Source organism: Conexibacter sp. DBS9H8 (genome assembly GCF_023330685.1).
GTDB lineage: Bacteria > Actinomycetota > Thermoleophilia > Solirubrobacterales > Solirubrobacteraceae > Palsa-465.
In genome coordinates this window covers 1,273,718-1,295,967 of the sequence record NZ_CP097128.1, presented here as the reverse complement: position 1 = coordinate 1,295,967, position 22,250 = coordinate 1,273,718, and the positions used below count along the sequence as shown (strand labels likewise).

Annotated in this window: 24 protein-coding genes; 14 read left to right on the top strand and 10 right to left on the bottom strand. The window is 71.1% G+C overall.

Annotation, left to right across the window (positions count from 1 at the left end):
• Positions 1–48: 48 nt before the first annotated feature.
• Positions 49–1,509 carry a glucose-6-phosphate dehydrogenase gene (gene zwf, locus M3M55_RS06105; RefSeq protein WP_249011940.1) on the bottom strand — a complete coding sequence of 487 codons (1,461 nt, stop codon included), beginning with the start codon at positions 1,507–1,509 and terminating at the stop codon, positions 49–51.
• A 189-nt stretch (positions 1,510–1,698) separates the two neighbouring features.
• On the opposite strand from zwf, the gene M3M55_RS06100 reads away from it, so the two are divergent.
• Positions 1,699–2,547: an oxygenase MpaB family protein gene (locus M3M55_RS06100; RefSeq protein ID WP_249011939.1), complete on the top strand. Its 849-nt coding sequence runs from the start codon at positions 1,699–1,701 to the stop codon at positions 2,545–2,547.
• A 66-nt stretch (positions 2,548–2,613) separates the two neighbouring features.
• On the opposite strand, the gene M3M55_RS06095 is transcribed toward M3M55_RS06100, so the two are convergent.
• The gene (locus M3M55_RS06095) at positions 2,614–2,964 is read right to left on the bottom strand and encodes an STAS domain-containing protein (protein WP_249011938.1); all 351 of its coding nucleotides are present in this window, start codon (positions 2,962–2,964) and stop codon (positions 2,614–2,616) included.
• Between the two features lie 290 nt (positions 2,965–3,254).
• Between M3M55_RS06095 and M3M55_RS06090 the strand changes: the two genes are divergently transcribed.
• The 6 genes from M3M55_RS06090 (at position 3,255) to M3M55_RS06065 (ending at position 8,491) form a co-directional block, all read left to right on the top strand.
• Positions 3,255–4,673 carry a PP2C family protein-serine/threonine phosphatase gene (locus M3M55_RS06090; protein ID WP_249011937.1) on the top strand — a complete coding sequence of 473 codons (1,419 nt, stop codon included), beginning with the start codon at positions 3,255–3,257 and terminating at the stop codon, positions 4,671–4,673.
• A gap of 29 nt (positions 4,674–4,702) precedes the next feature.
• Positions 4,703–5,809 (top strand): alcohol dehydrogenase catalytic domain-containing protein, encoded by a 1,107-nt coding sequence (locus M3M55_RS06085; RefSeq protein WP_249011936.1) that lies wholly within the window; start codon positions 4,703–4,705, stop codon positions 5,807–5,809.
• 11 nt (positions 5,810–5,820) lie between these two features.
• Positions 5,821–6,552 carry an MBL fold metallo-hydrolase gene (locus M3M55_RS06080; protein WP_249011935.1) on the top strand — a complete coding sequence of 244 codons (732 nt, stop codon included), beginning with the start codon at positions 5,821–5,823 and terminating at the stop codon, positions 6,550–6,552.
• 102 nt (positions 6,553–6,654) lie between these two features.
• Positions 6,655–6,819 carry a hypothetical protein gene (locus M3M55_RS06075; protein WP_249011934.1) on the top strand — a complete coding sequence of 55 codons (165 nt, stop codon included), beginning with the start codon at positions 6,655–6,657 and terminating at the stop codon, positions 6,817–6,819.
• Complete coding sequence (locus tag M3M55_RS06070; RefSeq protein WP_249011933.1) at positions 6,816–7,532, top strand: cytochrome b N-terminal domain-containing protein; 717 nt, start codon at positions 6,816–6,818, stop codon at positions 7,530–7,532. The genes M3M55_RS06075 and M3M55_RS06070 overlap by 4 nt, the downstream gene beginning before the upstream one ends.
• On the top strand, positions 7,532–8,491 hold the full coding sequence (locus M3M55_RS06065) for a hypothetical protein (protein WP_249011932.1): 960 nt from the start codon (positions 7,532–7,534) through the stop codon (positions 8,489–8,491). Before M3M55_RS06070 ends, M3M55_RS06065 begins: the two co-directional genes overlap by 1 nt.
• A gap of 9 nt (positions 8,492–8,500) precedes the next feature.
• On the opposite strand, the gene M3M55_RS06060 is transcribed toward M3M55_RS06065, so the two are convergent.
• The gene (locus tag M3M55_RS06060; protein ID WP_249011931.1) at positions 8,501–8,971 is read right to left on the bottom strand and encodes a MarR family winged helix-turn-helix transcriptional regulator; all 471 of its coding nucleotides are present in this window, start codon (positions 8,969–8,971) and stop codon (positions 8,501–8,503) included.
• Between the two features lie 51 nt (positions 8,972–9,022).
• Here M3M55_RS06060 and M3M55_RS06055 point away from each other — a divergent pair, with 51 nt between their 5' ends.
• Positions 9,023–9,364, top strand: coding sequence for a hypothetical protein (locus M3M55_RS06055; protein ID WP_249011930.1), 342 nt, complete (start codon positions 9,023–9,025; stop codon positions 9,362–9,364).
• Here the strand turns inward: M3M55_RS06055 and M3M55_RS06050 are convergent.
• A complete protein-coding gene (locus M3M55_RS06050) occupies positions 9,328–10,266 on the bottom strand; it encodes an adenylate/guanylate cyclase domain-containing protein (protein WP_249011929.1) in 939 nt (312 codons plus the stop codon). The genes M3M55_RS06055 and M3M55_RS06050 overlap by 37 nt on opposite strands.
• 131 nt (positions 10,267–10,397) lie before the next feature.
• Between M3M55_RS06050 and M3M55_RS06045 the strand changes: the two genes are divergently transcribed.
• The 3 genes from M3M55_RS06045 (at position 10,398) to M3M55_RS06035 (ending at position 13,244) form a co-directional block, all read left to right on the top strand.
• Positions 10,398–10,661 (top strand): hypothetical protein, encoded by a 264-nt coding sequence (locus M3M55_RS06045; protein WP_249011928.1) that lies wholly within the window; start codon positions 10,398–10,400, stop codon positions 10,659–10,661.
• Between the two features lie 280 nt (positions 10,662–10,941).
• Positions 10,942–12,411, top strand: a complete 1,470-nt coding sequence (locus M3M55_RS06040; protein ID WP_249011927.1) for an APC family permease — start codon at positions 10,942–10,944, stop codon at positions 12,409–12,411.
• On the top strand, positions 12,408–13,244 hold the full coding sequence (locus M3M55_RS06035) for a nitrilase-related carbon-nitrogen hydrolase (RefSeq protein ID WP_249011926.1): 837 nt from the start codon (positions 12,408–12,410) through the stop codon (positions 13,242–13,244). The genes M3M55_RS06040 and M3M55_RS06035 overlap by 4 nt, the downstream gene beginning before the upstream one ends.
• On the opposite strand, the gene M3M55_RS06030 is transcribed toward M3M55_RS06035, so the two are convergent.
• On the bottom strand, positions 13,202–14,146 hold the full coding sequence (locus tag M3M55_RS06030) for a LysR family transcriptional regulator (RefSeq protein WP_249011925.1): 945 nt from the start codon (positions 14,144–14,146) through the stop codon (positions 13,202–13,204). The two genes, M3M55_RS06035 and M3M55_RS06030, sit on opposite strands and share 43 nt — an antisense overlap.
• A 70-nt stretch (positions 14,147–14,216) precedes the next feature.
• Between M3M55_RS06030 and hisD the strand changes: the two genes are divergently transcribed.
• On the top strand, positions 14,217–15,584 hold the full coding sequence (hisD, locus tag M3M55_RS06025; RefSeq protein ID WP_249011924.1) for a histidinol dehydrogenase: 1,368 nt from the start codon (positions 14,217–14,219) through the stop codon (positions 15,582–15,584).
• Between the two features lie 10 nt (positions 15,585–15,594).
• Here hisD and M3M55_RS06020 read toward each other — a convergent pair whose 3' ends face one another.
• Both M3M55_RS06020 and M3M55_RS06015 read right to left on the bottom strand, forming a co-directional pair.
• Positions 15,595–16,845 (bottom strand): EAL domain-containing protein, encoded by a 1,251-nt coding sequence (locus tag M3M55_RS06020; RefSeq protein WP_249011923.1) that lies wholly within the window; start codon positions 16,843–16,845, stop codon positions 15,595–15,597.
• 168 nt (positions 16,846–17,013) lie between these two features.
• Positions 17,014–18,279 carry a serine hydrolase domain-containing protein gene (locus M3M55_RS06015; protein WP_371878740.1) on the bottom strand — a complete coding sequence of 422 codons (1,266 nt, stop codon included), beginning with the start codon at positions 18,277–18,279 and terminating at the stop codon, positions 17,014–17,016.
• 383 nt (positions 18,280–18,662) lie between these two features.
• On the opposite strand from M3M55_RS06015, the gene M3M55_RS06010 reads away from it, so the two are divergent.
• Together M3M55_RS06010 and M3M55_RS06005 are read left to right on the top strand one after the other, a co-directional pair.
• Positions 18,663–19,295 (top strand): hypothetical protein, encoded by a 633-nt coding sequence (locus M3M55_RS06010; RefSeq protein WP_249011921.1) that lies wholly within the window; start codon positions 18,663–18,665, stop codon positions 19,293–19,295.
• A gap of 98 nt (positions 19,296–19,393) precedes the next feature.
• Positions 19,394–19,621, top strand: coding sequence for an anti-sigma factor (locus M3M55_RS06005; RefSeq protein ID WP_249011920.1), 228 nt, complete (start codon positions 19,394–19,396; stop codon positions 19,619–19,621).
• On the opposite strand, the gene M3M55_RS06000 is transcribed toward M3M55_RS06005, so the two are convergent.
• The 3 genes from M3M55_RS06000 to M3M55_RS05990 are packed head-to-tail and all read right to left on the bottom strand — an operon-like array spanning position 19,614 to position 22,248.
• Positions 19,614–20,171, bottom strand: a complete 558-nt coding sequence (locus tag M3M55_RS06000) for an RNA polymerase sigma factor (protein WP_249011919.1) — start codon at positions 20,169–20,171, stop codon at positions 19,614–19,616. The two genes, M3M55_RS06005 and M3M55_RS06000, sit on opposite strands and share 8 nt — an antisense overlap.
• A gap of 42 nt (positions 20,172–20,213) precedes the next feature.
• The gene (locus M3M55_RS05995) at positions 20,214–21,569 is read right to left on the bottom strand and encodes an MFS transporter (protein ID WP_249011918.1); all 1,356 of its coding nucleotides are present in this window, start codon (positions 21,567–21,569) and stop codon (positions 20,214–20,216) included.
• Positions 21,562–22,248, bottom strand: a complete 687-nt coding sequence (locus M3M55_RS05990; protein WP_249011917.1) for a TIGR04283 family arsenosugar biosynthesis glycosyltransferase — start codon at positions 22,246–22,248, stop codon at positions 21,562–21,564. Before M3M55_RS05990 ends, M3M55_RS05995 begins: the two co-directional genes overlap by 8 nt.
• Positions 22,249–22,250: the final 2 nt, after the last annotated feature.

The following is a 22,250-nucleotide window of genomic DNA, read 5'->3' as shown; positions in this document are numbered from 1 at the left end:
CTACCGCTGCGGGGCCGGGCAGCAGGGCGATGAGCATCTTCGGGCCGCTCAGGAGAGCCCGGCGATGTCCGCCTCGGGCAACCGCCAGCCGGGGGCTGGCACGAGCGCCTGGGCCTCCTGCGGACCCCAGCTCCCGCGCGGGTATGAAACAAGCGGTGGCGGGGCATCGAGCAGCGGCTGGGCGGCCGCCCACAGCGCCTCGATCTGCTCAGACCGGGTGAACAACAGCCGGTCACCGGTCATCACGTCGTGCAGGAGGCGGGCGTAGGCCTCAAACCCGTCCTGACGAAAGTCGGCGCCGACATCAAGGGTGAAGGCGGCGGGACCGAGGCGGAGGCCGGGCCCGGGGACCTTGGCCTGGACATGGATCGCCGCCCGCGGATCGTCGGAGAGTTCGAGGACGAGCTCGGAGGGCCGCGTCGAGCCGTCAGGCGCCGCGCCGCCGAACACGCGCAGCGGCGCCGGTCGGAACGCGATCGTGACGGTGCGCCGCCCTTCCGCGAGGGCCTTGCCGGTCCGCAGGTAGAAGGGCACGCCGGCCCACCGCCAGGTGTCGATGCGCGCCTCGAGCGCGACGAAGGTCTCCACCTGCGAGTCGTCGGCAACGCCGTCACTGTCTCGGTAGCCGTCGTACTGACCGAACACCGCCCGGCCGGCGTCGAGGCGCACGAGTGACTCGAACACCTTGGTCCGCTCGCGGTGCAGCGCCTCCGGGTCGATCCGTGACGGCGGCTCGAGGGCGACGACGGCGAGGATCTGCAGCAGGTGAGTGACGACCATGTCCCGGAAGGCGCCGGTCTGCTCATAGAAACCGGCCCGGCCCTCGATGTCGAGCGCCTCGGGAACGTCGATCTGGACCGAGGTGATGTGGTCTCGGTTCCAGATCGGCTCGAAGATGCCGTTGGCGAAGCGAAGCGCGAGCAGGTTCTGGACCGGCTCCTTGCCGAGGAAGTGGTCGATCCGGTAGATCGCCTCCTCGGGGAGGACCTCGTGCAGGGTCGCGTTGAACGCCTTCGCGCTGGCGAGGTCGTGTCCGAAGGGCTTCTCGACGACGAGCGCGCAGCCCGGCGCGATCCCGGTCCGGCCGAGCATCGCGACCATGTCCGGGGCCGCTTTGGGGGGGACGGAGAGGTAGACGAGGCGGTCCCCATCCGCGTCGATCTCCGCCTCTGCCCGGATGATCGCCTCCGCGAGGTCGGCCCCGTCCTCCGCGCTGGAGACGACGAAGCTGAGCGTGGCGGCGAACCGCTCCCACTCCTCACCACCATCGTCGGGATCGACGTCGAGCGCCTTGGCGACGAGGCCGGTGAAGTCGTCGGGCGCGTGACGCCCCGATCCGATGATCGCGAAGCGTTCGGGCATCAGTCCGAGCTGGAACAGGCGGAACAGGCCCGGGAGCAACTTGCGGGCGGCAAGGTCACCGGTGGCACCGAAGAGGACGAGAACCCGGTTGGCGGGACGGCGGGCCGGTTGCTCCTGAGGGCGGTCGGCGCAGGTCGGCTCGGGCATGACCGCCACCTTACCCCCGGCGCGACTCGGGCACACCCGACCGCGGGCGACATCCCGCGGCCATCCCGCGGCCATCCCGCCGCCATCCCGCCGCCATCCCGCCGCCATCCCGCCGCCATCCCGCCGCCGCGGGGGTGCCTCGGAAGGCACCAGGAGGCCCCGTACCCGGTGGGTCACAATGTGAGCAGGATGCCCGGCTATTTCGACGACACCTCGGTGATCCGGCGCGTGCACCGGGAGTATCTCGTCGGCCTTGGCGGCGCCCGGGCGCTGCTGATGCAGGCCGCCCACCCGGTCGCCTTCGCCGGCTTCTTCATGTCGACGGGTGCGCTCGAGGACCCCTACCCGCGGCTCGCGCGGACGGCAGCGGTGCTCGACACGATCCTGTTCGGAGAGCGCGTCGACGCCGACGCCGCGACCGCGGCGGTGCGTCGCGTCCATACCCGCATGCGCGGGACCCTGCCCGAGCCCGTCGGGCGATTTCCCGCGGGCACCCCCTGGGCCGCCGATGACCCCGACCTGCTGCTGTGGATCATTGCCACGCTCGCGGACTCGGGCGCCCTTGTCTATCGCCGCTACGTCGGAGAGTTGACCCCCGCCGAGCTCGATGCCTACTGGGAGGACTGGAGGGTCGTCGGATCGCTGTTCGGACTCGAGCCCGCGCAGATGCCCGTCGGCTTTGCCGGACTGGAGGCCTACGCGCGGGAGATGCTCAGCGGAGACGTCCTCCACGTCTCCCCGACGGCTCGGGAACTCGGACGGCGGATCGTGCTGCGCCCGCCGGTGCCGCTGCTCGCCCGCCCGCTCCTCGAGGTCGCGAACTTCGTCGTCATCGGCTGGCTCCCGGCCCGGATCCGTCGCCAGTACCGGTTGTGGTGGGATCCGGCACGAACGATCGTCCTGCACACTGGGGCTGAGTCGACCCGGCGCCTGCTCGTTCCCGTCCTGCCGGCCGAGGTCCGTCGCCGGACGCCCCGCGCCGGAACGGGCAGCCACCGCCCGCACACGAACGTACGGCGCCCCGTCCCCACCGCCTGACGACGCGACTCCGCCCGCCTGCGATCACACGCTCACCGGCGGACGACCGCTCACCCGCCGACCGGGTCAGCCCTCGCCGGCCTCGCGGTCGATCGCGAGTGCCTGCTCAAGGCCGGTGATCCGCAGGACGCGGCGCACCTGCACCTGAACGGGACCGGCGATCCGCAGCCGGCGCCCGGCGGAGTCGGCGAACTCCTTGGCGCGCAGCAGGGTCGCCAACCCGGTGCTGTCGACGAACTCGACGCCGGCCAGATCGATGATCACGTCCTGGGCCTGGCGCAGGGCGTCCTCCACGAGCTGGCGGGTTTCGATCGCCACCGACAGGTCGAGTTCGCCCTGCAGGCTGAGAACGACCTCCTGGTCGCCGCGGGCACTCCAGTCGAGCGTAAAGGCTGAAGTCGAGATCCGCTGCGGCACGCCTACCGCTTGCATGGGACCGGAGAGGGAGCAGCTCGCGTGCCGACGCCCGGCTTGCGGCCTGGCCGCGTCATACCGACCGTCCCTCTCTTATCTGTTACAGAGTGTTTCACTTACTTGTTCCTTACATAGAGGCTGGGTACCTCGCCTCCGGTGCCCACAAGAACTATAGAGACTCGCCTGATCTGCAACACAAGTGCGACATCAGCGCCAGGGTCGACATCGTGACTGCGACGATCACCGATCGCGGCCGTTGCCCCCGCCCCCGGCGGTCCGCTAGAACCTCTCAGATGGCACAGGCAGACGGACGGCGGCGCGACGCGCGGGACAACCGTGACCGGATCCTCGACGTCGCCGCAGCGGTGCTGCGACGCTCGGCCGACGCCACCGTCGACGAGATCGCGCAGGCGGCGGGCGTCTCCCGGGCGACCGTCTACCGCCACTTCGGCAGCCGGGACGGCCTGGTCATCGCCGTGCGGCGGGCGCTCGCCCAGGTCGAGACGCACGACGCGACCCAGCGGGTCCGGCCCGCCGGTGAGCTTGCCGGGCTCGGCCCGGCGGTCCTCGATGTCACCGAGGTGCTCAACAAGGTGCCGCCCCAGCTGCTCGGGGAGCAGATCGTCGCCGAGGCCGAACGCCAGGCCGGGGTCCGCTCCGTCGCGATCTACCTCGTCGACATCGACGGCACCCGGCTGCGGCGACTGTCCGGGTCGCCGGAGTTCCCGGCCGAGATCGAACTTCCGCTCGCGGTCGGCCCCGAGATTCCCCGGGACGGCCTCGCACTCCTGCGAGAGGGGCTGCGCCGTGACCTGCCCGGCGCGGTGATGGCCCCGATGATGCTGCGCGGGCGGGCGATCGGCGTGCTGCTCGCCCTCGACGCCCACGTCGAGCCGTTGCTCGAACTGGCCCGCCAGGCGGCTGCCTGCATCGCTCTCGCCGAGGTGCACACCGACGTCTTCGACGCGACGCGCCGGCGCAAGGACATCAACGCCGCCTCCGAGATCCAGCAGAACCTGCTCCCACCCAGGATCGCACGGGTCTCCGGCGGCCTGCTCGCCGGCAACGTCCTCCCCAGCTACGAAGTCGGCGGAGACTGGTTCGACTATGCCGAGAACCCGGACGGGGTGTGGATCGCCGTCGCCGATGCGGCCGGCAGGGGCACCGCGGCCGCGGCGACCGCGGCGGTCACGCTCGGCGCCTTCCGGGCCCGGCGCCGGCGCGAGGCGCCGCTGGAGGAGACGATCCGCTACATGGACGCGACCGTACGCGAGCTCCCTTACCCCGACGCAGTGTCCAACGTGATCGTCGCCCGCTGGCACGGCCCGGCGGCGACGTTCGTGTGGATCGGATGTGGCCCCGGGGTGCCCTACCTGATCGGCGCCGACCGGAGCATCACGCCGCTGCCGGGCCCCACCTCCGACAGCCTCGGACGCGGACGCCCGGCGAGCGAACGGGACCTGATCGCCCACCATCAGCGCCTCGGCGAGGGTGAGATGGTCGTGATGATCTCCGACGGGGTGACGGAGCGCCGCCACCGCGACGGTGGCCAGATTGGGCTCGGCGCCCTCGAGCGGACGGTCGCCTCCCTCGACCAAGCGACCCCGCCGGCGCTCGTCCGTGCCCTCGAGCACGAGATCATCAGCGCCTCCGACGACCTCCTCGAGGACGATGCGACAATCGTCTGCTTCGCCCCGTCGAGCCTGGACTGACGGCGACAGCCCTGAGGAGGAGAGTGACGATGAAGATCACCGCGGCCGTGTTGGAGAGCTTTGGCGCACCGCTTGTGCTGAGAGAGCTCGACCTCGGGGAACCGCGTGCCGGCGAGGTGCGGGTCCGGCTCGTCGCCTGCGGAGTCTGTCACACCGACCTCTACACGGCCTCCGGCGTCGACCCGTCCGGCTACGCGCCCTGCGTGCTCGGTCATGAGGGCGCCGGCGTCGTCGAGGCGGTCGGGCCGGATGTCCGCGACCTGACCGTCGGAGACCACGTCGTCACCCTGTTCTCGCCCCAGTGCCGCGAGTGTGCGCACTGCCGGTCACCGAAGACGAACCTCTGCCTCGCCATCCGCGAGCAGCAGAATCTCGGCTTTCTGCCTGACGGCACCGCCCGCCTCTCCTCGGACGGGGAGCCGATCCGGCATTTCATGGGAACCTCGACGTTCGCGACCCACACGGTGATGCCCGAGATCGCGCTCGCCCGGATCAACCCCGAAGCATCCCTGGAAGCCTCCTGCCTGTTCGCCTGCGGCCTGTCGACGGGGATCGGAGCCGCCATGTACACCGCGAAGGTCGAGGCGGGAGCGACCGTCGTCGTGTTCGGCGCCGGGATGGTCGGGCTCGGCGCGGTCGTCGGGGCGCGGTTGCAGAACGCCGGTCAGATCATCTGCGTCGACCTGTCCGAGGAGCGCCTGGCGATGGCTCGCCACCACGGCGCGACCGACACCTGGTTGGGTGGTCCGGACACGGTCGAGCGGGTCCTCGAGGCGACCGGGGGGATGGGCGCCGACTACACCTTCGAGGCGACCGGACTCGTGTCGGTGATGCGTGAGGCCGTCGAGTCGGCGCGGATGGGCTGGGGCCTGGCGACGATGTGCGGGGTCGCCGGGAAGGGGGAGACGCTCGACATCATCCCGCGACTGTTGATCACCGGGCGGCGGGTCGCCGGGTCATCCTTTGGCGGGGTCAAGGGCCGCGACCAGGTGCCTGAGCTCGTCGAGCGCTATCTCGGCGGCGAGATCGACGCCGACGCATTCATCTCCCATCGGATCTCCCTCGCCGAGGTGAACGAAGGCTTCGCCCGGATGCACGCCCAGGACGGCATCCGTTCGGTCATCCACTTCGACTAGGGTTGCTCGGAATGGAGATCCACCGCACTGAGAGCGAGGGCTTCCTCACCAACGCCTATCTCGTCGACGACGGTGCCGGCCACGGGGTCCTGATCGACGGCAACGGCGTCGGTGCCCCCCTGCTTGAGATCGCCTCCGCTCGCGGGCTGACGTTGCTCGCCCTGCTGCTCACCCACGATCACGTCGATCACGTGATGCTCGACGACTACCGCAACCTCGGACTGCCCGTCTACGCCCACCCGGAGACGGCCGCCCGGCTCGAGGGGATCACCGTCGAGCACCTGCTCAGCGACGACGAGGTGCTCACCCTCGGGGCGCTCCGGATCGAGTGCCTGTTCACCCCCGGCCATGCGGCGGGGCACATGGCGTTCCTGATCGATGACGGCGACGTCATCACCGCGGACGTGCTGTTCGCCGGGACCGTCGGGGGGACCCGCGGCCCCGGGGCGACCGGAATCGCGGACCTGCGGGCCTCCCTGCGACGCCTCAGCGCGCTCCCGGACGCGACACGGGTGCACCCCGGTCACCGCGAGCCGACGACGATCGGCGCCGAGAAGGCTCAGAACGTCTTCCTCACCGCCCTGCTCGGCGCGGAGCGGCCGACAGGTGAGCCCTGCCGCGTCGGGGGGGAGCCCGCGACCCTGCTGTTGTGGGGGCCCGACTACGACGGCACACACAAGGCGTGGGTGCGGATGGCCGACGGGACCGAGCACATCACCGGCGGCTCCCAGGTCCAGCGCTGAGACGTACGGCCGCCCGCGGCCGTGGACCGCGTAGGTTTCCGCACCGAGAATCCGGAGATCGTCTGATGGACGGCGTCCGACGGGAGACCTAGGGTTCTCTGCGTGTTCGCCGCCATCATCAATCTCAACGGCCACGCCGGCTACGTGCACTGGGGGTTCATCGATCTGTCGGTGCCGAACCTGATCGTCATCGTTGCGATGTTCGTCGTGTTTCTCATCGCGCTAGTCGCCCCGTTTCCCGGCCACCGCCGACGGGGCCGGTCATGACCGCCACCGGCCAGCCCCCGGAGGAGCGGTCCTGGACCGTCGGGGTGCGCCGGCGCGCCCTCGCCGCCCTCCCCCCGGACAAGCTGCTCCCCGACTCCCAGCCCAGCTACGTCGCCTCGTGGATCTACATCTTCGGGGTCCTCTCGCTCGGGGCACTCGTGACCGTGATCGCCTCCGGCACGATCCTCGCCACCAAGGGTCCGGGCTGGTGGCACACGAGCAGCCTCGGGCACTTCTTCAACAGCCTCCACCTGTGGTCGGTCGAGCTGTTCTTCTTCTTCATGGTGATCCACCTGTGGGCGAAGTTCTGGATGTCGGCCTGGCGGGGCGGCCGCGCCCGCGTCTGGATGACCGGCGCGATCACGTTCATCGTCGCGATCCCCGCCGCGCTCACCGGGTACATCTCGCAGCAGAACTTCGACGCTCAGTGGATCTCGACCCAGGCCAAGGACGCGATGAACGCCACCGGCATCGGTTCGTTCTTCAACCTCCTCAACTTCGGCCAGATGTACGGCTATCACGTGTTCCTGCTCCCGCTCGCGGTGGTCGGGCTCGTCGCCGCCCACGTCCTGCTCGTGCGTAAACACGGGGTCGTTCCTCCCCTGCTCCTGTCCGACCTGACCACTCCGGCCTCGGCGACAGCCACGGCTCGAGGGACAGCCGCGGGCACGGCCAGCGCCGGCAGCCCCGGCCCCGTCTCGGAGGCCGAGTGATGACCTACCGCGAGCGCACCCGGGCCATTGACGCCGCGGCCCGGCACTGGGACGGCCCCTACCGCCCCTACGACCTGATCAAGGAGGCGACGATCGCGGTGACGATCGTCGGCCTGATCGCCGTCACCCTGGCGATCCTGTTCTCCTCACCGGACGAGGCACCGACGACGATCCGCAGCTGGTCGCGACAGAACCCGGTCGACTTCGTCTCCACGGCGATGGGGGAGCTCGACGGTACGAGCACGACCGCCGAGTACGGGCCACCCTACGACCACGGCCCCAAGGCCCAGCACCTCGCGTTCATCCACCTGCAGAGCTGGCTCGGGATCGCCCACCCGATCAACACGGCCCAGGACTACGTGCTCGGGCCACTTGCCGCCCTCCCGGGCCAGCCCGCCCTGCGCAGCGCACTGGCAACCTACCGCCGGGCCGGCAGCGCCCGGCAACTCGCCTGGGACCACGCCTACGAGCGCGCCCTGACCAAGGTCGCGGACTCGGCCACGGCGATCCGAGCAGTGCACGGACCGAACCTCGGACCCGTCCCGACCCTGATGGACTCGCTGCTGAGCTTCGCCCAGGGCGGCGGCCTCGACGGCGCCCTCCTGGCCAACCGCCAGTTCTACTCGACCGACTACACCAAGATCCTGATGCTGCTCGCCGACGGCGGCGCCCTCGCCTCCCGCGCCCGAGCCGAACACCTGCTCGGCAACCAGTGGGGAATGATGAACGAGACGGGGAGCTTCCCCGGACAGGGCTGGCTGTGGCTCTACACGATGTGGTACCAGATCAAGCCGTTCTCGACCTCCCCCAACGCCGACATCATGGTGATGGCGGTGATGTTCGTGCTCAGCCTCGGCTTCGTGCTCGTCCCGTTCCTGCCCGGCGTCCGCGACCTGCCCCGGCTCGTACCCGTCTACCGGCTGATCTGGCGCGAGCACTACCGCTCGACACGCCCGTGAGCGGACGGCTCAGCGTACGCCGGAGGTGGATGGGGTCTCGCCATGGTCGGCAATCACCGTACTGAGGCGCGCTCGCTCTGAGTCGAGCTCGGTCAGCGCGCTCGCGAGCCGGCGTTCCCCGACGCGGGTGAGGCGGAGATGGCGGATGCGGGCGTCCCGGCCTGACACCTCACGGCGGAGCAGCCCGGCGTCCTCGGTGCGGCGCACAAGCTGGGTGACGCTCACCTGAGCGACCCCGAGCGTCCGCGCGAGGCTCGTGACGGTCGCGGTCCGGCGACGCTGCTCGGCGTCCTTGATCGCCAGCAGCAGTTCGTAGCGCTCGTTGGTGAGCCCGTGGCGGCGCAGCACCTCGTCACTGGCCTGGGAGAACCGACGCAGGGCCGAGCGGAGGGCGGCAGCGGCCCGGTACTCCCCGGGCGAGGGGCCGTCAACGGCCGGCCGTTCAGTGCCGGACAGCTCGACTTGGCGGACCGGTTGCATAGGAGTACATTATCAGTATGGCTTTGCATTGATCGTTCCCAGGAGGTCACCATGCCCGACTCCGCCCCCCGTCGTGACGCCAACCCTTCCCCCGGCGCCCGCCGGCTCTCCGCCCGTCCCACCACCTCCGTCGCGCACCCGTGGCGCGACCCGATCGGCGACCGCGCGAACGAGCGAACGACCGCCATGCTCGATGCGGAGGTCGGCCGCCTGCTCCATGAGCTGCGCCCCTTCCGGGTGATGCGTGGCGGCGAGCTCGCCCGACGAGCGGGCGCCGAATACTGGGGCGGCGGAGGCTTCGACGCCGCGGTCCGGACCGGTGAACGGCGCGGCGATCTCCGCCGGTTGCCCTTCGGCTACGTCGAGCTCGCCCGCCGCTCCCGGCCGCGCTGACCGCGCGCCGGCACGACGGCGAGGTCGCCGCCGACGAGCTCATAGGCGGCGACCGGCCCGTCGATTCCGCGCAGCTCGAGCTCCCGTGGGTTCCCACAGAGCACCGCCGGCAGGCGCGCGGGCGCGAGCGCCGCGACGAGCAGCACCCCCTCGCGGCTCGCCTTCGTGAGCCGGTGGGAGAGGTTGACCGGGCGCCCGAACACGTCGCCGGCGCGGTAGACGACCCGCCCGAAGGCGAGCCCGGCGCGTGAGCGCAGGCCGGCGAGCCGGTCGAGCCCGTCGATGCAGGCGAGCGAGGCGGCCGCGACCGCCTCCGGGTCGGGACCGAGCAGGAACACCCCGTCCCCGACGTACTTGGCGACCTCGACTGCGCGCCCCCGGACCGCCGCCTGCGCGGCGGCGAACAGCCCGTCGACGAGCCGCTGGGTGCCCGCCTGAGCGGCGGTCTCGAGAAACGCGGTCGAGTCGATCACGTCGACGTGGGCGACGGCGGTCGGCACCCGCGAGCGCCGCGACCGGTCCCAGCCCTGGCCGTGGGGGCCGACCGCCCGGGTCAGCAGCACGCCGTGGAGCACGTCGAACACCTCCCGCCCGAGCGGGAGCATCCGCGTGGCGGCACGGGACAGCTCCTCCGGATCGCCGCCCGGCGCGAGTCCGTGCAGCCGGGAAAGCGCCTCCACCTCAGCAGCGACAACCCGACCGACCGCCCGCAGGTACGCCTGACCGAGGACCGCAAGGTCGGACTCGCGCAACCCCTGAGCACCGATCTCGGCGAGGGGACCGTCGAGGCGATGCTGAGCCTCCGGGGTCAGCTCCGCGTCGTCGATGCCCGCGAGCGCGAGGAAGCGGGCGACCATCGCGGCCACCCGCAGGCTCTCATCACTCGGGCCCGGCTCACTCATCCCGGGCCAGACCCTAGCTGCCGCCGCGGCCGCGCGCCCCGCGGCCCCGGAGCTGACATCCCCTGAGGCGCGGACACCCTGACGACCCAGGTCCCGAGCCGTCCCCGCTCGAGGATGAGCCCGGCGGCGTCGTGCCGGCGGCGGTTCGCGTCGTCGACGAGGTCCCCGAGCAGCAGCGCCCGCGCCTCGGGTCCGGCCCCCGCCGGCGTGCGACAGAGCAGCACCCCCGCTCCCCGGTTCGCGTACAGCTCGGGGATGACCCAGGCGTGGAGGACGAGCAGGAGCGCGATCGGGGCGAGGATCGGCTTGACCGCGACGAGCAGGCCGGCGGCGAGCAGGAACGCGTCCCATCCTACGAGCGCGGAGCCTCGAGCGCGAAGCCCGTCGACCGGTGACGCCCGACTCCCGCCCGCCCTGTGAGGCGGGCGGGAGCCAGACCGTGACTCAGGCGCCGAGCGTGGGCGCGGCCAGCAGGCGCATGATCCGGGTGTGGATCGGAGCGAACCGCCTGGTTCGTGGGGTGCCCTCGGTCTTGGCGGCGCCTGTGAGAGAGATATATGGCCCAGGTAAGGTTTCGCGACCCACAACCTCCGACCACAGTTCAAAGCCTGCCCTTGAAGTGGTCAAGGAGATCAAGGTCTGGCAGGATGGTTGCGAGCGGGTTAGCGTGCCCCTATGGACACATCCACTCCGCCTCCCCGTGGGGGGCTCCGCTCGGAGCTCAGCCTCGTTGACGCCGCCGCCTTCTCCGTCGGCCTGATCGGGCCGGTCGGCGCGATCGGCCTCCTCGGCACCGGCGCCGCCGTCATCATCGGCCAGGCGGTGACCCTGTCGTTCGTCTTCGCCGCCGTCGGCATCGCGCTCGTCGCCTACTGCTTCATCAAGCTCTCCCGGCACATCTCCCACTCCGGCTCCGTCTACGCGCTCGTCGGTGTGACGCTCGGTCCGCGCGCCGGGTTCGTCGCCGGGTGGTCGCTGATGGGTGCCTACATCGCGATCGGATGCGGCTCGACGATTGAGATGGGCCTGTTCGGCGGCAAGTTCCTCTCCGACGCCGGGATCCTCACGACCCAGCAGTGGTGGTGGATCGCCCTGATCGGCCTGATCGGGGTGGCCGCCTTCGCCTACGCGGAGATCCGGATCATCACCCGGGCGCTGCTCACCTCCGAGGTGATCGGCGCCGTGATGGTGACGATCCTCAGCGTCGTCATCCTCATCACGGTCATCTTCAGCCACGGCCCGAAGGGGCAGAGCTTCAACCTCAACTTCCTCTCGCTCCCCTCCGGCAGCGGGATCGGGACGATCGCCAAGTCGGCCGTGTACGGGTTCCTCGCCTTTGCCGGCTTTGAGGGCGCCGCCGCCCTCGGGGAGGAGACGACGAGCCCGAGGACGCAGATCCCGCGGGCGATCAAGACCGCCGTCGTCGTCGTCGGAGCGTTCTTCCTCCTCACCGCCGCGGCCCAGTCCCTGGGATACGGTGCCAACGCCGCCGGGGCCAAGGCGTACGCGAACGGGTTCCCCTTCTCGGACCTCAGCCGGGGCTACATCGGCCGCTGGTATGCGGCGATCCTCGACCTGATGGGCACGATCAGCCTGTTCGCGATCTCCCTCGGGGAGGCCGCGGCCGCCTCCCGGATCATGTACGCCCAGACCCGGGATGCGACCGGGACCGAGCGCGGTCTCGCCCGGCTCGGCAAGCGCGGCCAGCCCGTCGTCGCCCTCAGCGTCGTCCTCGTGATCTTCCTGTGTGCCCTCATCGGACAGCAGCTCAACGGCTCCTCGGTGATCAACGCGACCTTCTACCCGCTCCAGATCGGAACGGTGCTCATCCTCGTCGCCTACGTACTCGCGACCGTCGGGGCCGTCTACTACCTGTTCTTCCGGGGCACGCCGCTGGCGCCGCGGTGGCAGATCGTCGTGCCCGTGCTCGGCGGGGCGTTCGTCTGTTACACGATCTACCGCAACGTGTTCGTCGGCCAGACCGGCGCCTACTCTCGGTTCCCCTACGTCGAGGGGATCTACCTGCTGATCGGGTTGATCGTCGTGCTCGTCGCGCCCGGCCTGTCGAGCCGGGTCCGCAGCGGCCTCGCCTCCAGCGACACCTCACCGCGGGTCGACCGGGCCGTGGCCGAGCCGGTGCCGTGACCCGCATCGCCTGTCAGCAGATCGCCCCGGTGCTCGGGGAGCTCGCCGCGAACGCCGCGGCGGCGGAGGCGGCGATCCGCGCTGCCCTCGACGCCGGCGCGGAGGTGGTCGTCCTGCCCGAGCTGTGCACCTCCGGGTACATGTTCTCGGGGCCCGAGCAGGCCGCAGGCGTGGCGATCGGTCGGGCCGACCCGATCCTCGCGGCCTGGGCGAAGCTCGCCCGGGAGAGCGGAGCGGTGATCTGCGGGGGCTTCTGTGAGGCCTGCGCGGACGGACGGCTCTACAACTCCGCGGCCCTGTTCCCCGGCGCGGGTCCACCGAGCTTCTACCGGAAGCTGCACCTGTGGGATCGGGAGAAGCTCGTCTTCACGCCGGGCTCGGAGCTCCCGCCGGTCATCGACACCGCCGTCGGGCGCGTCGCCGCCGTCGTCTGTTATGACCTCGAGTTCCCGGAGCTGACCCGTGCGATCGCCCTCGCGGGCGCCCAGCTGCTGCTCGTGCCGACCAACTGGCCGCACTTCCCCCGGCCCGCGGGGGAGCGGCCGGCGGAGGTGGTCGTGGCGATGGCGACCGCCCGGATGAACCGGATGGCGGTCGCCTGTGCCGACCGGGCCGGGATCGAGCGCGGGCAGGCCTGGGAGCAGGGGGCGACGATCGTCGGTGCCGACGGCTGGGTCGCCGCCGAGTCACGGGAGCCCGGCCTGATCGTCGCCGACGTCGATCTCGAGGCGGCGCTCGACAAGCGTTTCACCGAGCTCGCCGACGCGTTCGGGGACCGTCGCAGCGACCTCTACGGCTCCCCGGCCGGCGTACCCGCGGGGACGCCGCGCTGAAGCCGGGTCGCGGTCGCCCGGGCCCAGTCGTCGATCAGCGCGACGACCTCAGCGACGCCCTGGCTGAGCCGGGTGCCGCGGCGGGTGACGAGCGCGAAGAAGTCGTAGAACGGTTCGGCGAAGCCGACCGCGCTCACCGTGTCGGGCACCGGGGATCCGGCGAGCACGGCCCGGGCGACGATCGTGCCGCCGAGACCGCGGGCGACCATCTGCAGGGCGGTCTCCGCGTGCTCGACCTCGAGCCGGGGTTCGATGGCAACCCCGGACTCCTGGGCGCGGGCGGCGAACTGGCGGCGGGTCGGGTCATCGAAGCCGTAGCTGACGTCATAGAGGATCAGCGGCGCTGCGGCGACCCGCGCGAGCGTCGCGGGGTGGCGGGTCTGCTCGGGGTCGGCGCTCACGTAGAGGACCTCATCCCGGAACAGCGCCCGCACGTCCAGCAGCGAGTCATCGACGGGCAGGACGACGAGCCCGGCCTCCAGCGTGCCCTCGGCGACCGCCCGCGCGACGTCAAAGGAGTTCTGCCCGCGCATGGTCAATCGGCCGTCCGGATGGCGCTCGCAGAAGCGCGCGGCGAGTTCGGCGATGTCGTAGTAGGGGGCGTTGCGGAAGGTTCCCAGCGTCACGAGCCGACGGCTCTGCTCACTTCGGCGGCCGACTGCACGCTCGGCGTCGGCGGCCGCGTCGGTGACCCGTTCGGCATGACCGAGGAAGGTCCGCCCGGCCGCGGTCAGGGTGAGACCGCGGCCGGTGCGGGCGAACAGGGACACGCCGAGTTCCCCCTCGAGCCGGCGGACCTGGTCTGAGACGGCCGGCTGGCTGCAGAGCAGCGCGCGGGCGGCCGCGTTGAAGGAACCGAGTTCGGCGGCGACACGGAAGTAGGTGAGCTGCTGCAGGGTCAAATCATTTCCTTGATCTGTGCAAAGTAGTCTAACCGTAGACTTTTATCGGTGGGCGGCCTAGGCTCGCGACATGGACGAGCTGCACTACCTGAAGACCCCGCTCGAGACGCCCCACATGGGCGCCGACCCGACCGTCAGCGCCCGGGTGTCGGAGATGCTGTTGGAGATCGAGGCCCACGGCCTCGACGCGGTCCGGCGGTACTCGCGGGAACTCGACGGCTGGGATCCCGGGGACTTCGAGGTGCCCGCCGCGACCGTGGCGGCGGCGAGTGAGAGCCTGCCCGAGTCGCTGCGCGCCAGCATCGCCTTCGCCCAGACCCAGATTCGCGGGTTCGCCCAGGCGCAGCGGGCGACGCTGACGGACTTCGAGGTCGAGACCCTCCCGGGGGTCTTCCTCGGCCAGCGTCAGGTGCCGGTGAGCCGGGTCGGCGCATACTGCCCGAGCGGACGGGTGCCGATGCTCGCCTGCGCGTTCATGACGATCCTCGTCCCGAAGGTCGCCGGCGTGGAGACGGTGATCGCCTGTACGCCGCCCCGGAACGGAGAGATGCACGCCCCGACCCTGCACGCGATCGCCACCTCCGGCGCGGACCGGATCTTCGGTCTCGGCGGCGTGCAGGCGCTCGCTGCGATGGCCTTCGGGCTGCTCGGCGGCGAAGCCGGGGGCGGAGCCGGGGCCGGTGGAGCCGGTCGGGTCCGCGAACCCGGGGGTCCGGTCGGGGAGGTTGACATGATCGTCGGCCCCGGGAACGCGTTTGTCGCCGAAGCCAAGCGGCAGCTGTTCGGCCGCGTCGGGATCGATCTCCTCGCCGGCCCGTCCGAGGTGGCGGTGATCGCCGACGCGAGCGCCGACCCGGAGCTCGCCGCCGCGGACCTGCTCGCCCAGGCCGAGCACGGGCCCACCTCACCGGCGGTCCTGATCACCACCTCGGAGGCAACCGGCCGTGCGGTGATCGCCGAGATCGACCGCCAGCTCGACGCGCTCGACGCGCTCGGGGGCGGAGTCGGCGACACCCCCCGGCGGGCGTGGACCGACCACGGCAGCGTCATCCTCGTGGCCGACCGCGAGGCGGCCGTGCGGGTCGCCGATGCGGTGGCGACCGAGCATCTGGAGGTGCACACGGCCGAGGACGACTTCTACTTCGCGCGGCTGCGCAACTACGGCTCACTGTTTCTCGGGGAGCGAGCGACCGTCGCGTTCTCCGACAAGGCGATCGGGACCAACCACACGCTTCCGACCGGCCGCGCCGCCCGCTACACCGGCGGGCTGTCGGTGGCGAAGTTCCTCAAGACGCTCACCTACCAGCGGATCGATTCCGATGAGGGGGTCGCCGCGATCGCCCCGCACGTCGTCGAGATCGCCCGCGCGGATCTGATGCCCGCGCATGAGGCGAGCGCCGCCAAGCGCCTGGAACGACTCGGGGTGCCGGCGGGCTGAGGGTCCGAGCTCACCCCTGCGGCGCCAACGGCGTGATCCGACGCATCAGCCGGGTCGCGGCGGCGACGACGAGGTCGCGGTCGTAGGTGACGACGTATTCGAACCGACGTGCGCTGTCGGCGCCGTCGTCCCCGACGTCACGGGCGAGGAAGGCCCCGGCGAAATGCGGGCCGAGGACGACGACATCCCATTCCTGACGCAGCGGATCGTCGGCGGTCAGCGCCGAGCCACGCACGCCCGGGGCCGGCTCGGGATCGAGCCCGTGCCCGAGCGCACCGACGAAGGCGACCCGCGCCGCGATGCTCGCGTAGCGGTCACGGGTGCTTGGAGGAAAATATCGCGCCTCCTGAAAGGTGCTGAGCAGAACCGCGGACTCACCCTGCAGCAGGGCCTGCTCCTCGAGGGCAAGGCTCATCTGCAACAGCCGCGCCTTGGTGCCCGTCCGGGAAACGCAGCACCCGATCAGATGCGCAAACGGGGTTTCGCTGCCATTGTCGACCTCGACTCTGATGCGCCCTGTCCCATCGCTGTCCGCGGCGGGCCTCAACTCACCGGGACGGCCGAACAGCCACCCCTGGCCGAGGGTGGCGCCGAGCGCCTGAGCGCGGGCGGCCTGCCGCTCGTTCTCGATCCCCTCCGCGAGGATGCGGGCGCCTGAGCGCTCGGCCTGAGCGGCGACCGCGTGCACCACCCGTGCCCGCGAGCGACTCATCGGCTGCTGGACGAAGGCCATGTCAAGCTTGATCACGTCCGGCACGAGCAGCGGCATCAGCCCAATCGACCGGGGATCGGCACCGACGTCGTCGATCGCTATCCCGCACCCTGCCCGGCGGTACTCGTCGACGAGCGCCAGCAGCTCGGCTGGCGCGGCGGTGAGGGCGCGCTCGGTGATCTCGATGGTCACGCGTAGCTGCGCCTGTGCACCCGCACGTCGCCTCAACGCGGGTGCCCACTGCCGTATGCCGGCGACCTCCGGCTCGATGTTGACGAACAGCTCCTGTGCCGTCCCGAGGCCGGCGGCGACCGCGCTGTCAACCGCCGCCCTCCGGCAGCGGTAGTCGAGCTCTGCCGTTCGTCCCGTTCTTGCTGCCGCGGCGAACAGGCGGTCGGGAAACTCAAGCGGAGACCCCTTCGGCCCCCGCGCGAGCGCCTCCCAGGCGACGGTCCGCCCGCTGTCGAGCTCGACGATCGGCTGGTAGAGCGACCGGACAGACCCAGAGGCGAGGACGAGGTCAAGTTCTGCGGCTTCGTCGCCGGCCACGGTCCGATCTGTGCAGGTTGCCGTTGTACTCACGCGGAGAGTATCGGCACGGGTGCCCGCCCCTTGAGCCGACCGGCCCAGCCTTCGACTGACAGCTGACCGCGGCCATTTCCGGCGTGCGCAGGGTCCGGCCCTCGGATCCCGAGCCGGCCTGACCCCCACCGAGGGTCAGAAGGGGCGCTCGGCGGGCGCGAGCTTCGGGGTCTGCGCGGCGATCGTCGCCATCACCGCGTAGAAGCGGCGCAGTTCGGGGTAAAGGATCGCCTTGCCGCTTGTCAGCAGCGCCGCGGAAATTCCCCGTTCGGGGTCGGCCCAGCCGACGATGTTGATGAGGCCGAGGTGACCGAAGGCGAGGTCGGTGTCCAGTCCGTAGAGGCTGACGACCTTGGCGCCGAGCATCAGCCCGTAGCTGAAGCGGACGGGGATCACGAGGGTGAGGTCCAGTTCGAGCCGCGACTGTTCGGTGAGGGCATACCGCAGCGTTTCGGGCGCCATCACCCGGTGCCCGTCGAGGGTGCCGCCGCACCGGAAGATCTCAAAGAATCGGCTCAGCTCGTTGGCGGTCGAGACGATCGTCGCCGACGGGATGATGCTCGTGAGGAACCGCGGGTCGTTGGAGAACTCGACGACCGTCTCAATTGGGGCCGACAGCGCGTGGCCGACGAGCTGGGAGACGGGCGGCAGCAGCCGCGGCCCGGTCGCGTAGCTGAGGGCGACCTGCTCGACATCCTCGGGGGCGACCCCGTAGTTGCCCCAGCGGAACCCGAGCGGATCGAGGATCTCGGCGGCGAGCACCTCGCGGATGGACCGGCCGGTGACCCGTCTGACGATCTCCCCGAGCACGATCCCGCCGCTGATCGCGTGATAGGCGAGCCGCGTGCCGGGGCGGGCGAACGGGCGCGAGGCACAGATCACCTCGAGCGCGGCGTCCATGTCGGTGAGGCTGTCGAGGTTCGCCAGCTCCCGGGGCAGCCAGGGGATCCCGGCCCGGTGAGCGAGGATATGGGCGATCGTCGTGTCCTGCTTGCCGTTGGCTCCGTACTCGGGGAGGTAATCGACGACCCGATCGTGGATGTCAAAGAACCCGCGCTCGGCGAGCATGTGGATGACGAGCGCGGTGATCCCCTTGGAGGTGGAGAACACACAGAACGGTGTCTCCGGGGTGGCGAGCACCTTCGGGGTGCCGGCCCGGTCCCGCGGTCCGTTACCCCGGGCATGCCCGATCGCCCGGTCGAGCACCACCTCACCGTTGCGGCGCACGCACAGCGCGAGGGCGGGATGCATCCCGGTCCGGTAGAGGTTCCGGCCCGCCGCCCAGATCCGCTTCACCTGGGCCTCGGTGAGGCCGGCGGCCTCCGCGGGCGCCTCCGCGCCGACGCTCGTGACCGCGGCGAGGTCTCTCGGCACGGTGATCCGGCCGAGCGGGTCGGGGATCAGGGGGAGGCGCGGGAGGGTGAGCACGGCGGGGGAGCATAGGCAGCCGCCGGGCCCGGCGGCGCAGGTGAGCCGGCGGGTCCGCACCCCACGCACCGACTGTGCGCCGCACAGCAGCCACCCCTGGCCCGCTGCGGCCGCGGTCAACGACCCAAACTGCGCAATATCGGTTCCCGTCGGTGGCCGGTGCACGATTTGGTTCGCTGGACGCGCCCAATCGTGAAAGACCACCGCGGCGAGCGGGGAAATGCACGGTTTGGGTCACTCAGGGGAGTAGGTCACCCACGCGCTCAGGCGCTCACCCATCTCCGGGGACGCGCCCGGATCGCGGTGAGCTCGAGCGCAGCGGGCGCCGGCTTGTCCGGCCTGCGAGGATCCACGGTATGGCCACGATCCGCTCCGGCGCGCTGATGCTGGTGCTCGCCCTCACCCTCGCCGGCTGTGCGACCGACATCACCGGCGCCCACCCGTCCGCGACCAGCCGAGCGAGCCGCGGCGCCCGGTCGGGGAGCAGAGCCTCCTCAGCCGGAACAGGGCCGGGCAGGTCAGGATCGGCCGCCTCCGGGTCCAACGCGGCGGCGGTCGCGGTGATCCGGGGGTGGGCGACAGCGCTCGCCCACGGCGAAATCGCCGCAGCCGCGCGGTACTTCGCGCTCCCGAGCGTGTTCGTCAACAGCGTCGATGCGGCCGGGCAGCCCGTCGGGGTGAAGGTCACCAGTGAGCGTGAGGCCCGCCTCGTCAACGAATCGTTGTCCTGCGGGGCCCAGCTCGTGCGGACCGCCCGCCACGGCCGCTACATCACCGCCACCTTCACCCTCGTCAACCGGACCGGACCGGGAGCGGGCTGTGGCAGCGGCACCGGCCAGCCCGCCGCGACGGACTTCCTCATCGCCCACGGCCGCATCGTCGAGTGGATCCGCGCGCCCGCCGGCGGCGGGATCCCCTTGGTCCCGACCCCGCAGAGCCCACCGGCCACCCCGGCCCCGAACCCGGCCAACCCGGGCGAGTCCGTCTGATCCGGGTCCGGCCCGCCTCCGAGCGAGTCGGCGTGCCCCCGGGCGAACCCTGACACGGCGAGGATCCTTTCTCGGCCGTCCCCGTCTAAGGACCAATGATGATCAACCCCATCACCCGTCACCGCGCGCGCTGTCGCCAGACGCGAGCGCTGATGTCAGACTACCTCGACGACGACCTTGATCCTGAGAGCCGACGCCGGGTCGCGCGCCACACCGCATGGTGTCCGAACTGCGGGCGGATGCTGAGGACGCTCAGTCGCACCGTGAGCGGCCTGCATCACCTCGGCGGCCTGCCCGACGAACCGTCAGACAGCCAGGTCAGCTGACGTAGCCGGCGGCGAACCAGTCGTCGAGGGCGGCACGCAACGCAAGCCGCCCCCGGTGCACCCGGCTCTTCAGCGCCCGCTCCCCGATCCCGAGGATCTCGGCCGCCTCCGCCGTCGAGAGCCCTTCGACATCTCGGAGGGTGACCGCGACGCGGTAGTCGACCGGGAGCGTCGCAAGCGCAGCGTCGACGGCCGCAAGGAACTCACGTGATTCGAAGACCTGTTCGGGACGATCGCCCCACCCCGGGATGCGCTGTCCGATCCGATCATCGAGCTCGAGGGCCTGCAGGCGGGCCGGCCTGACCGCATCGTAGGCCTCGTTGATGCCGATCCGGGTGAGCCACGTGCAGAACTGGGAGCGCCCCTCAAACCGCCCGAGGTTGAGCCAGGCTCGCGTCATCGCCTCCTGCAGCGCATCCTCGGCCTTCTCAGGGTCTCGGGTGATCCGCCAGAGAACCGCCTGCAGCCGGGGCAGGCATCGGTCGACGAGCGCTCTGAACGCGCTCTCGTCACCCTCACGTGCCTGCGCGATCAGGACCAGTTCATCCACCTGTCCCATCCTCCCGCATCAACGACGCGGGCCGCCCCGCGGTCACGATCGAGCGAGACGCTCGGTGATCGCCTCCAGGGTCATCCCGCGCGTCTCCACGCCGCGTACCCACCAGATGGCGGCGGCCAGCGCTCCGATCCCCCACAGTCCGGCGAGGGTCGCAAAGGCGCTCCAGAGCCCGAAGTCCGCGGCGGCCTGAGCGAGCACGACGGCACCGACGATCGCGCCGATCCGCCCCACCGCGACACTCGCCCCGACCCCGGTCGCCCGCAGGTGTGTGGGGAAGAGCTCCGTGAAGGTGGGGTAGGCCGAGACCCAGGCGGTCGTCGCGCACAGCACCGCGAGGGTGAAGGCAGCGAGCGTCCACGCCGGTGACCCGCTGATCGCGGCGGCTGCGACAAGCAGTGAGGAGAGGGAGGCGGCGCCGTAGCCGACCACCAGTGTGGGGCGGCGGCCGATCCGGTCAAGCGCCGAGCTCGCGGCCATCCCGCCGGCGAGCGCACCGAAGTTGGCAACCAGGTAGTAGTAGGGAACGGTCCCCGCCGGAACGTTGACGACCCCGCGAGTGAGCACGAACACGGACACGAAGGTGAACAGGCCGTAGTAGCCGGAGGCCTCAGAGAAGTCGAGTGCCATCCCGAACAGGAGCGGTCCCCGGTGGGTGTGCCACAACTCCGCGAGCTGTGACCGCAGCGAGGTCTGCAACTCAACGGGCAGATATTCGGCGCGGGCGCGGGCGATCCCGGACACCTGTTCAATCACCGCGTTTGCCTCCTCAAGGCGGCCCTGGGAGGCGAGCCAGCGTGGCGACTCAGGGACGAGCCGCCGTGCGTAGAGACCGTAGAGCGCGCTGATCACGCCAAACAGCAGCGCCACGCGCCACCCGTTGGTGCCGAGCACCGCGGAGACGAAGACGATCCCGACAAGCCCCGCCGCGATCCCGCCGAGCGCCCAGAAGTTCATCACCAGCGCGTTGGTCCGACCCCGCCCGCGGGCGGGCATGAACTCCGAGATCGCCGAACACACCGCCGAGTACTCACCCCCGACCCCGAGGCCGGTGAAGAAGCGGAAGAGCATGAACACCCCGTAGCTGGGTGAGGCCGCGGTCGCCAGCGCGGACACGGAATAGAGCAGGAGGGTCGCGATGAACAGCCGACGACGTCCGACCCGGTCGGCGAGGTACCCGAACAGGGCCGCGCCCACCCCAAGCCCCGCGAACCAGACGACGAAGACAAGAACCTGCTCGGTGTGGGAGAGGGAGAAGGTCGCGGCGATCGCGGGGATGACGCTGCCGATGATCTGCACCTCGAAGGCGTCGAGCGCCCACCCGATGCCGAGCGCGGCGGCGATCCGGCGGTGAATCGGCCGCCACGGGGCGCGGTCGAGCCGATCAGACATTCGCGTTCTCCTGGCGGGCGCTCGGGTAGAGCCGGGTCAGCCACGCCGCCGGAACCCCGGCGAGGTAGAGCCAGCGGACGGCGGTCCATGCCGCGACCGTGCGCGCCATGCCGTGGCGACGCCAGCGCCGGGACGAGGTGACCGCCGGGCCGGGAAGGCAGACGGTGCTCCCGGCCCGTTCGAGCCGACGGACGAAGTCGTAGTCGTCCATGATCGGCAGCTCCCGGAAGCCGCCGAGAGCATCAAAGACCGAGCGGCGACACCAGACCGCCGAATCTCCGTAGTAGACCCCGAGCCGACGCTCGATCGCGTACCAGCGGGCGAGCAGCGAGGAGAAACGATCATCCCCGCCAAAGCGCAGCCTGAAGTTGCCGCCGACCACCGTGGGGTTCGCCACGGCCTGCTCGATCGCCGCGACGGCATGGCGAGGCAGGCGCGTATCGGCGTGGAGGAACAGCAGGACCTCCCCGCAGGCGACCGCCGCTCCCGCGTTGAGCTGGGCAGCCCGACCGTGCTCGACCCTGAGCAGGCGGGGGGCGAGCGGGTGAGCGCCGGCGAGCGCACAGGTCGCGTCCGTTGAGCCACCGTCGACGATGATGACGTCGTCATAGTCGATGAGATGGTCGAGCAGGGCCGGGAGCTCGGCGGCTTCATCGAGGGTCGGGACGATCACCGACACGA

What these genes read in the sequence shown, in the direction of transcription:
- M3M55_RS06065 (WP_249011932.1), top strand. Translation starts at nt 7,532, where the DNA reads ATGACCTACCGCGAGCGCACCCGGGCCATTGACGCCGCGGCCCGGCAC.
- zwf (WP_249011940.1), bottom strand. Translation starts at nt 1,509, where the DNA reads ATGCCCGAGCCGACCTGCGCCGACCGCCCTCAGGAGCAACCGGCCCGC.
- M3M55_RS06080 (WP_249011935.1), top strand. Translation starts at nt 5,821, where the DNA reads ATGGAGATCCACCGCACTGAGAGCGAGGGCTTCCTCACCAACGCCTAT.
- hisD (WP_249011924.1), top strand. Translation starts at nt 14,217, where the DNA reads ATGGACGAGCTGCACTACCTGAAGACCCCGCTCGAGACGCCCCACATG.
- M3M55_RS06010 (WP_249011921.1), top strand. Translation starts at nt 18,663, where the DNA reads ATGGCCACGATCCGCTCCGGCGCGCTGATGCTGGTGCTCGCCCTCACC.
- M3M55_RS06085 (WP_249011936.1), top strand. Translation starts at nt 4,703, where the DNA reads ATGAAGATCACCGCGGCCGTGTTGGAGAGCTTTGGCGCACCGCTTGTG.
- M3M55_RS06060 (WP_249011931.1), bottom strand. Translation starts at nt 8,971, where the DNA reads ATGCAACCGGTCCGCCAAGTCGAGCTGTCCGGCACTGAACGGCCGGCC.
- M3M55_RS06090 (WP_249011937.1), top strand. Translation starts at nt 3,255, where the DNA reads ATGGCACAGGCAGACGGACGGCGGCGCGACGCGCGGGACAACCGTGAC.
- M3M55_RS06040 (WP_249011927.1), top strand. Translation starts at nt 10,942, where the DNA reads ATGGACACATCCACTCCGCCTCCCCGTGGGGGGCTCCGCTCGGAGCTC.
- M3M55_RS06100 (WP_249011939.1), top strand. Translation starts at nt 1,699, where the DNA reads ATGCCCGGCTATTTCGACGACACCTCGGTGATCCGGCGCGTGCACCGG.
- M3M55_RS06050 (WP_249011929.1), bottom strand. Translation starts at nt 10,266, where the DNA reads ATGAGTGAGCCGGGCCCGAGTGATGAGAGCCTGCGGGTGGCCGCGATG.
- M3M55_RS06070 (WP_249011933.1), top strand. Translation starts at nt 6,816, where the DNA reads ATGACCGCCACCGGCCAGCCCCCGGAGGAGCGGTCCTGGACCGTCGGG.
- M3M55_RS05995 (WP_249011918.1), bottom strand. Translation starts at nt 21,569, where the DNA reads ATGTCTGATCGGCTCGACCGCGCCCCGTGGCGGCCGATTCACCGCCGG.
- M3M55_RS06005 (WP_249011920.1), top strand. Translation starts at nt 19,394, where the DNA reads ATGATCAACCCCATCACCCGTCACCGCGCGCGCTGTCGCCAGACGCGA.
- M3M55_RS06055 (WP_249011930.1), top strand. Translation starts at nt 9,023, where the DNA reads ATGCCCGACTCCGCCCCCCGTCGTGACGCCAACCCTTCCCCCGGCGCC.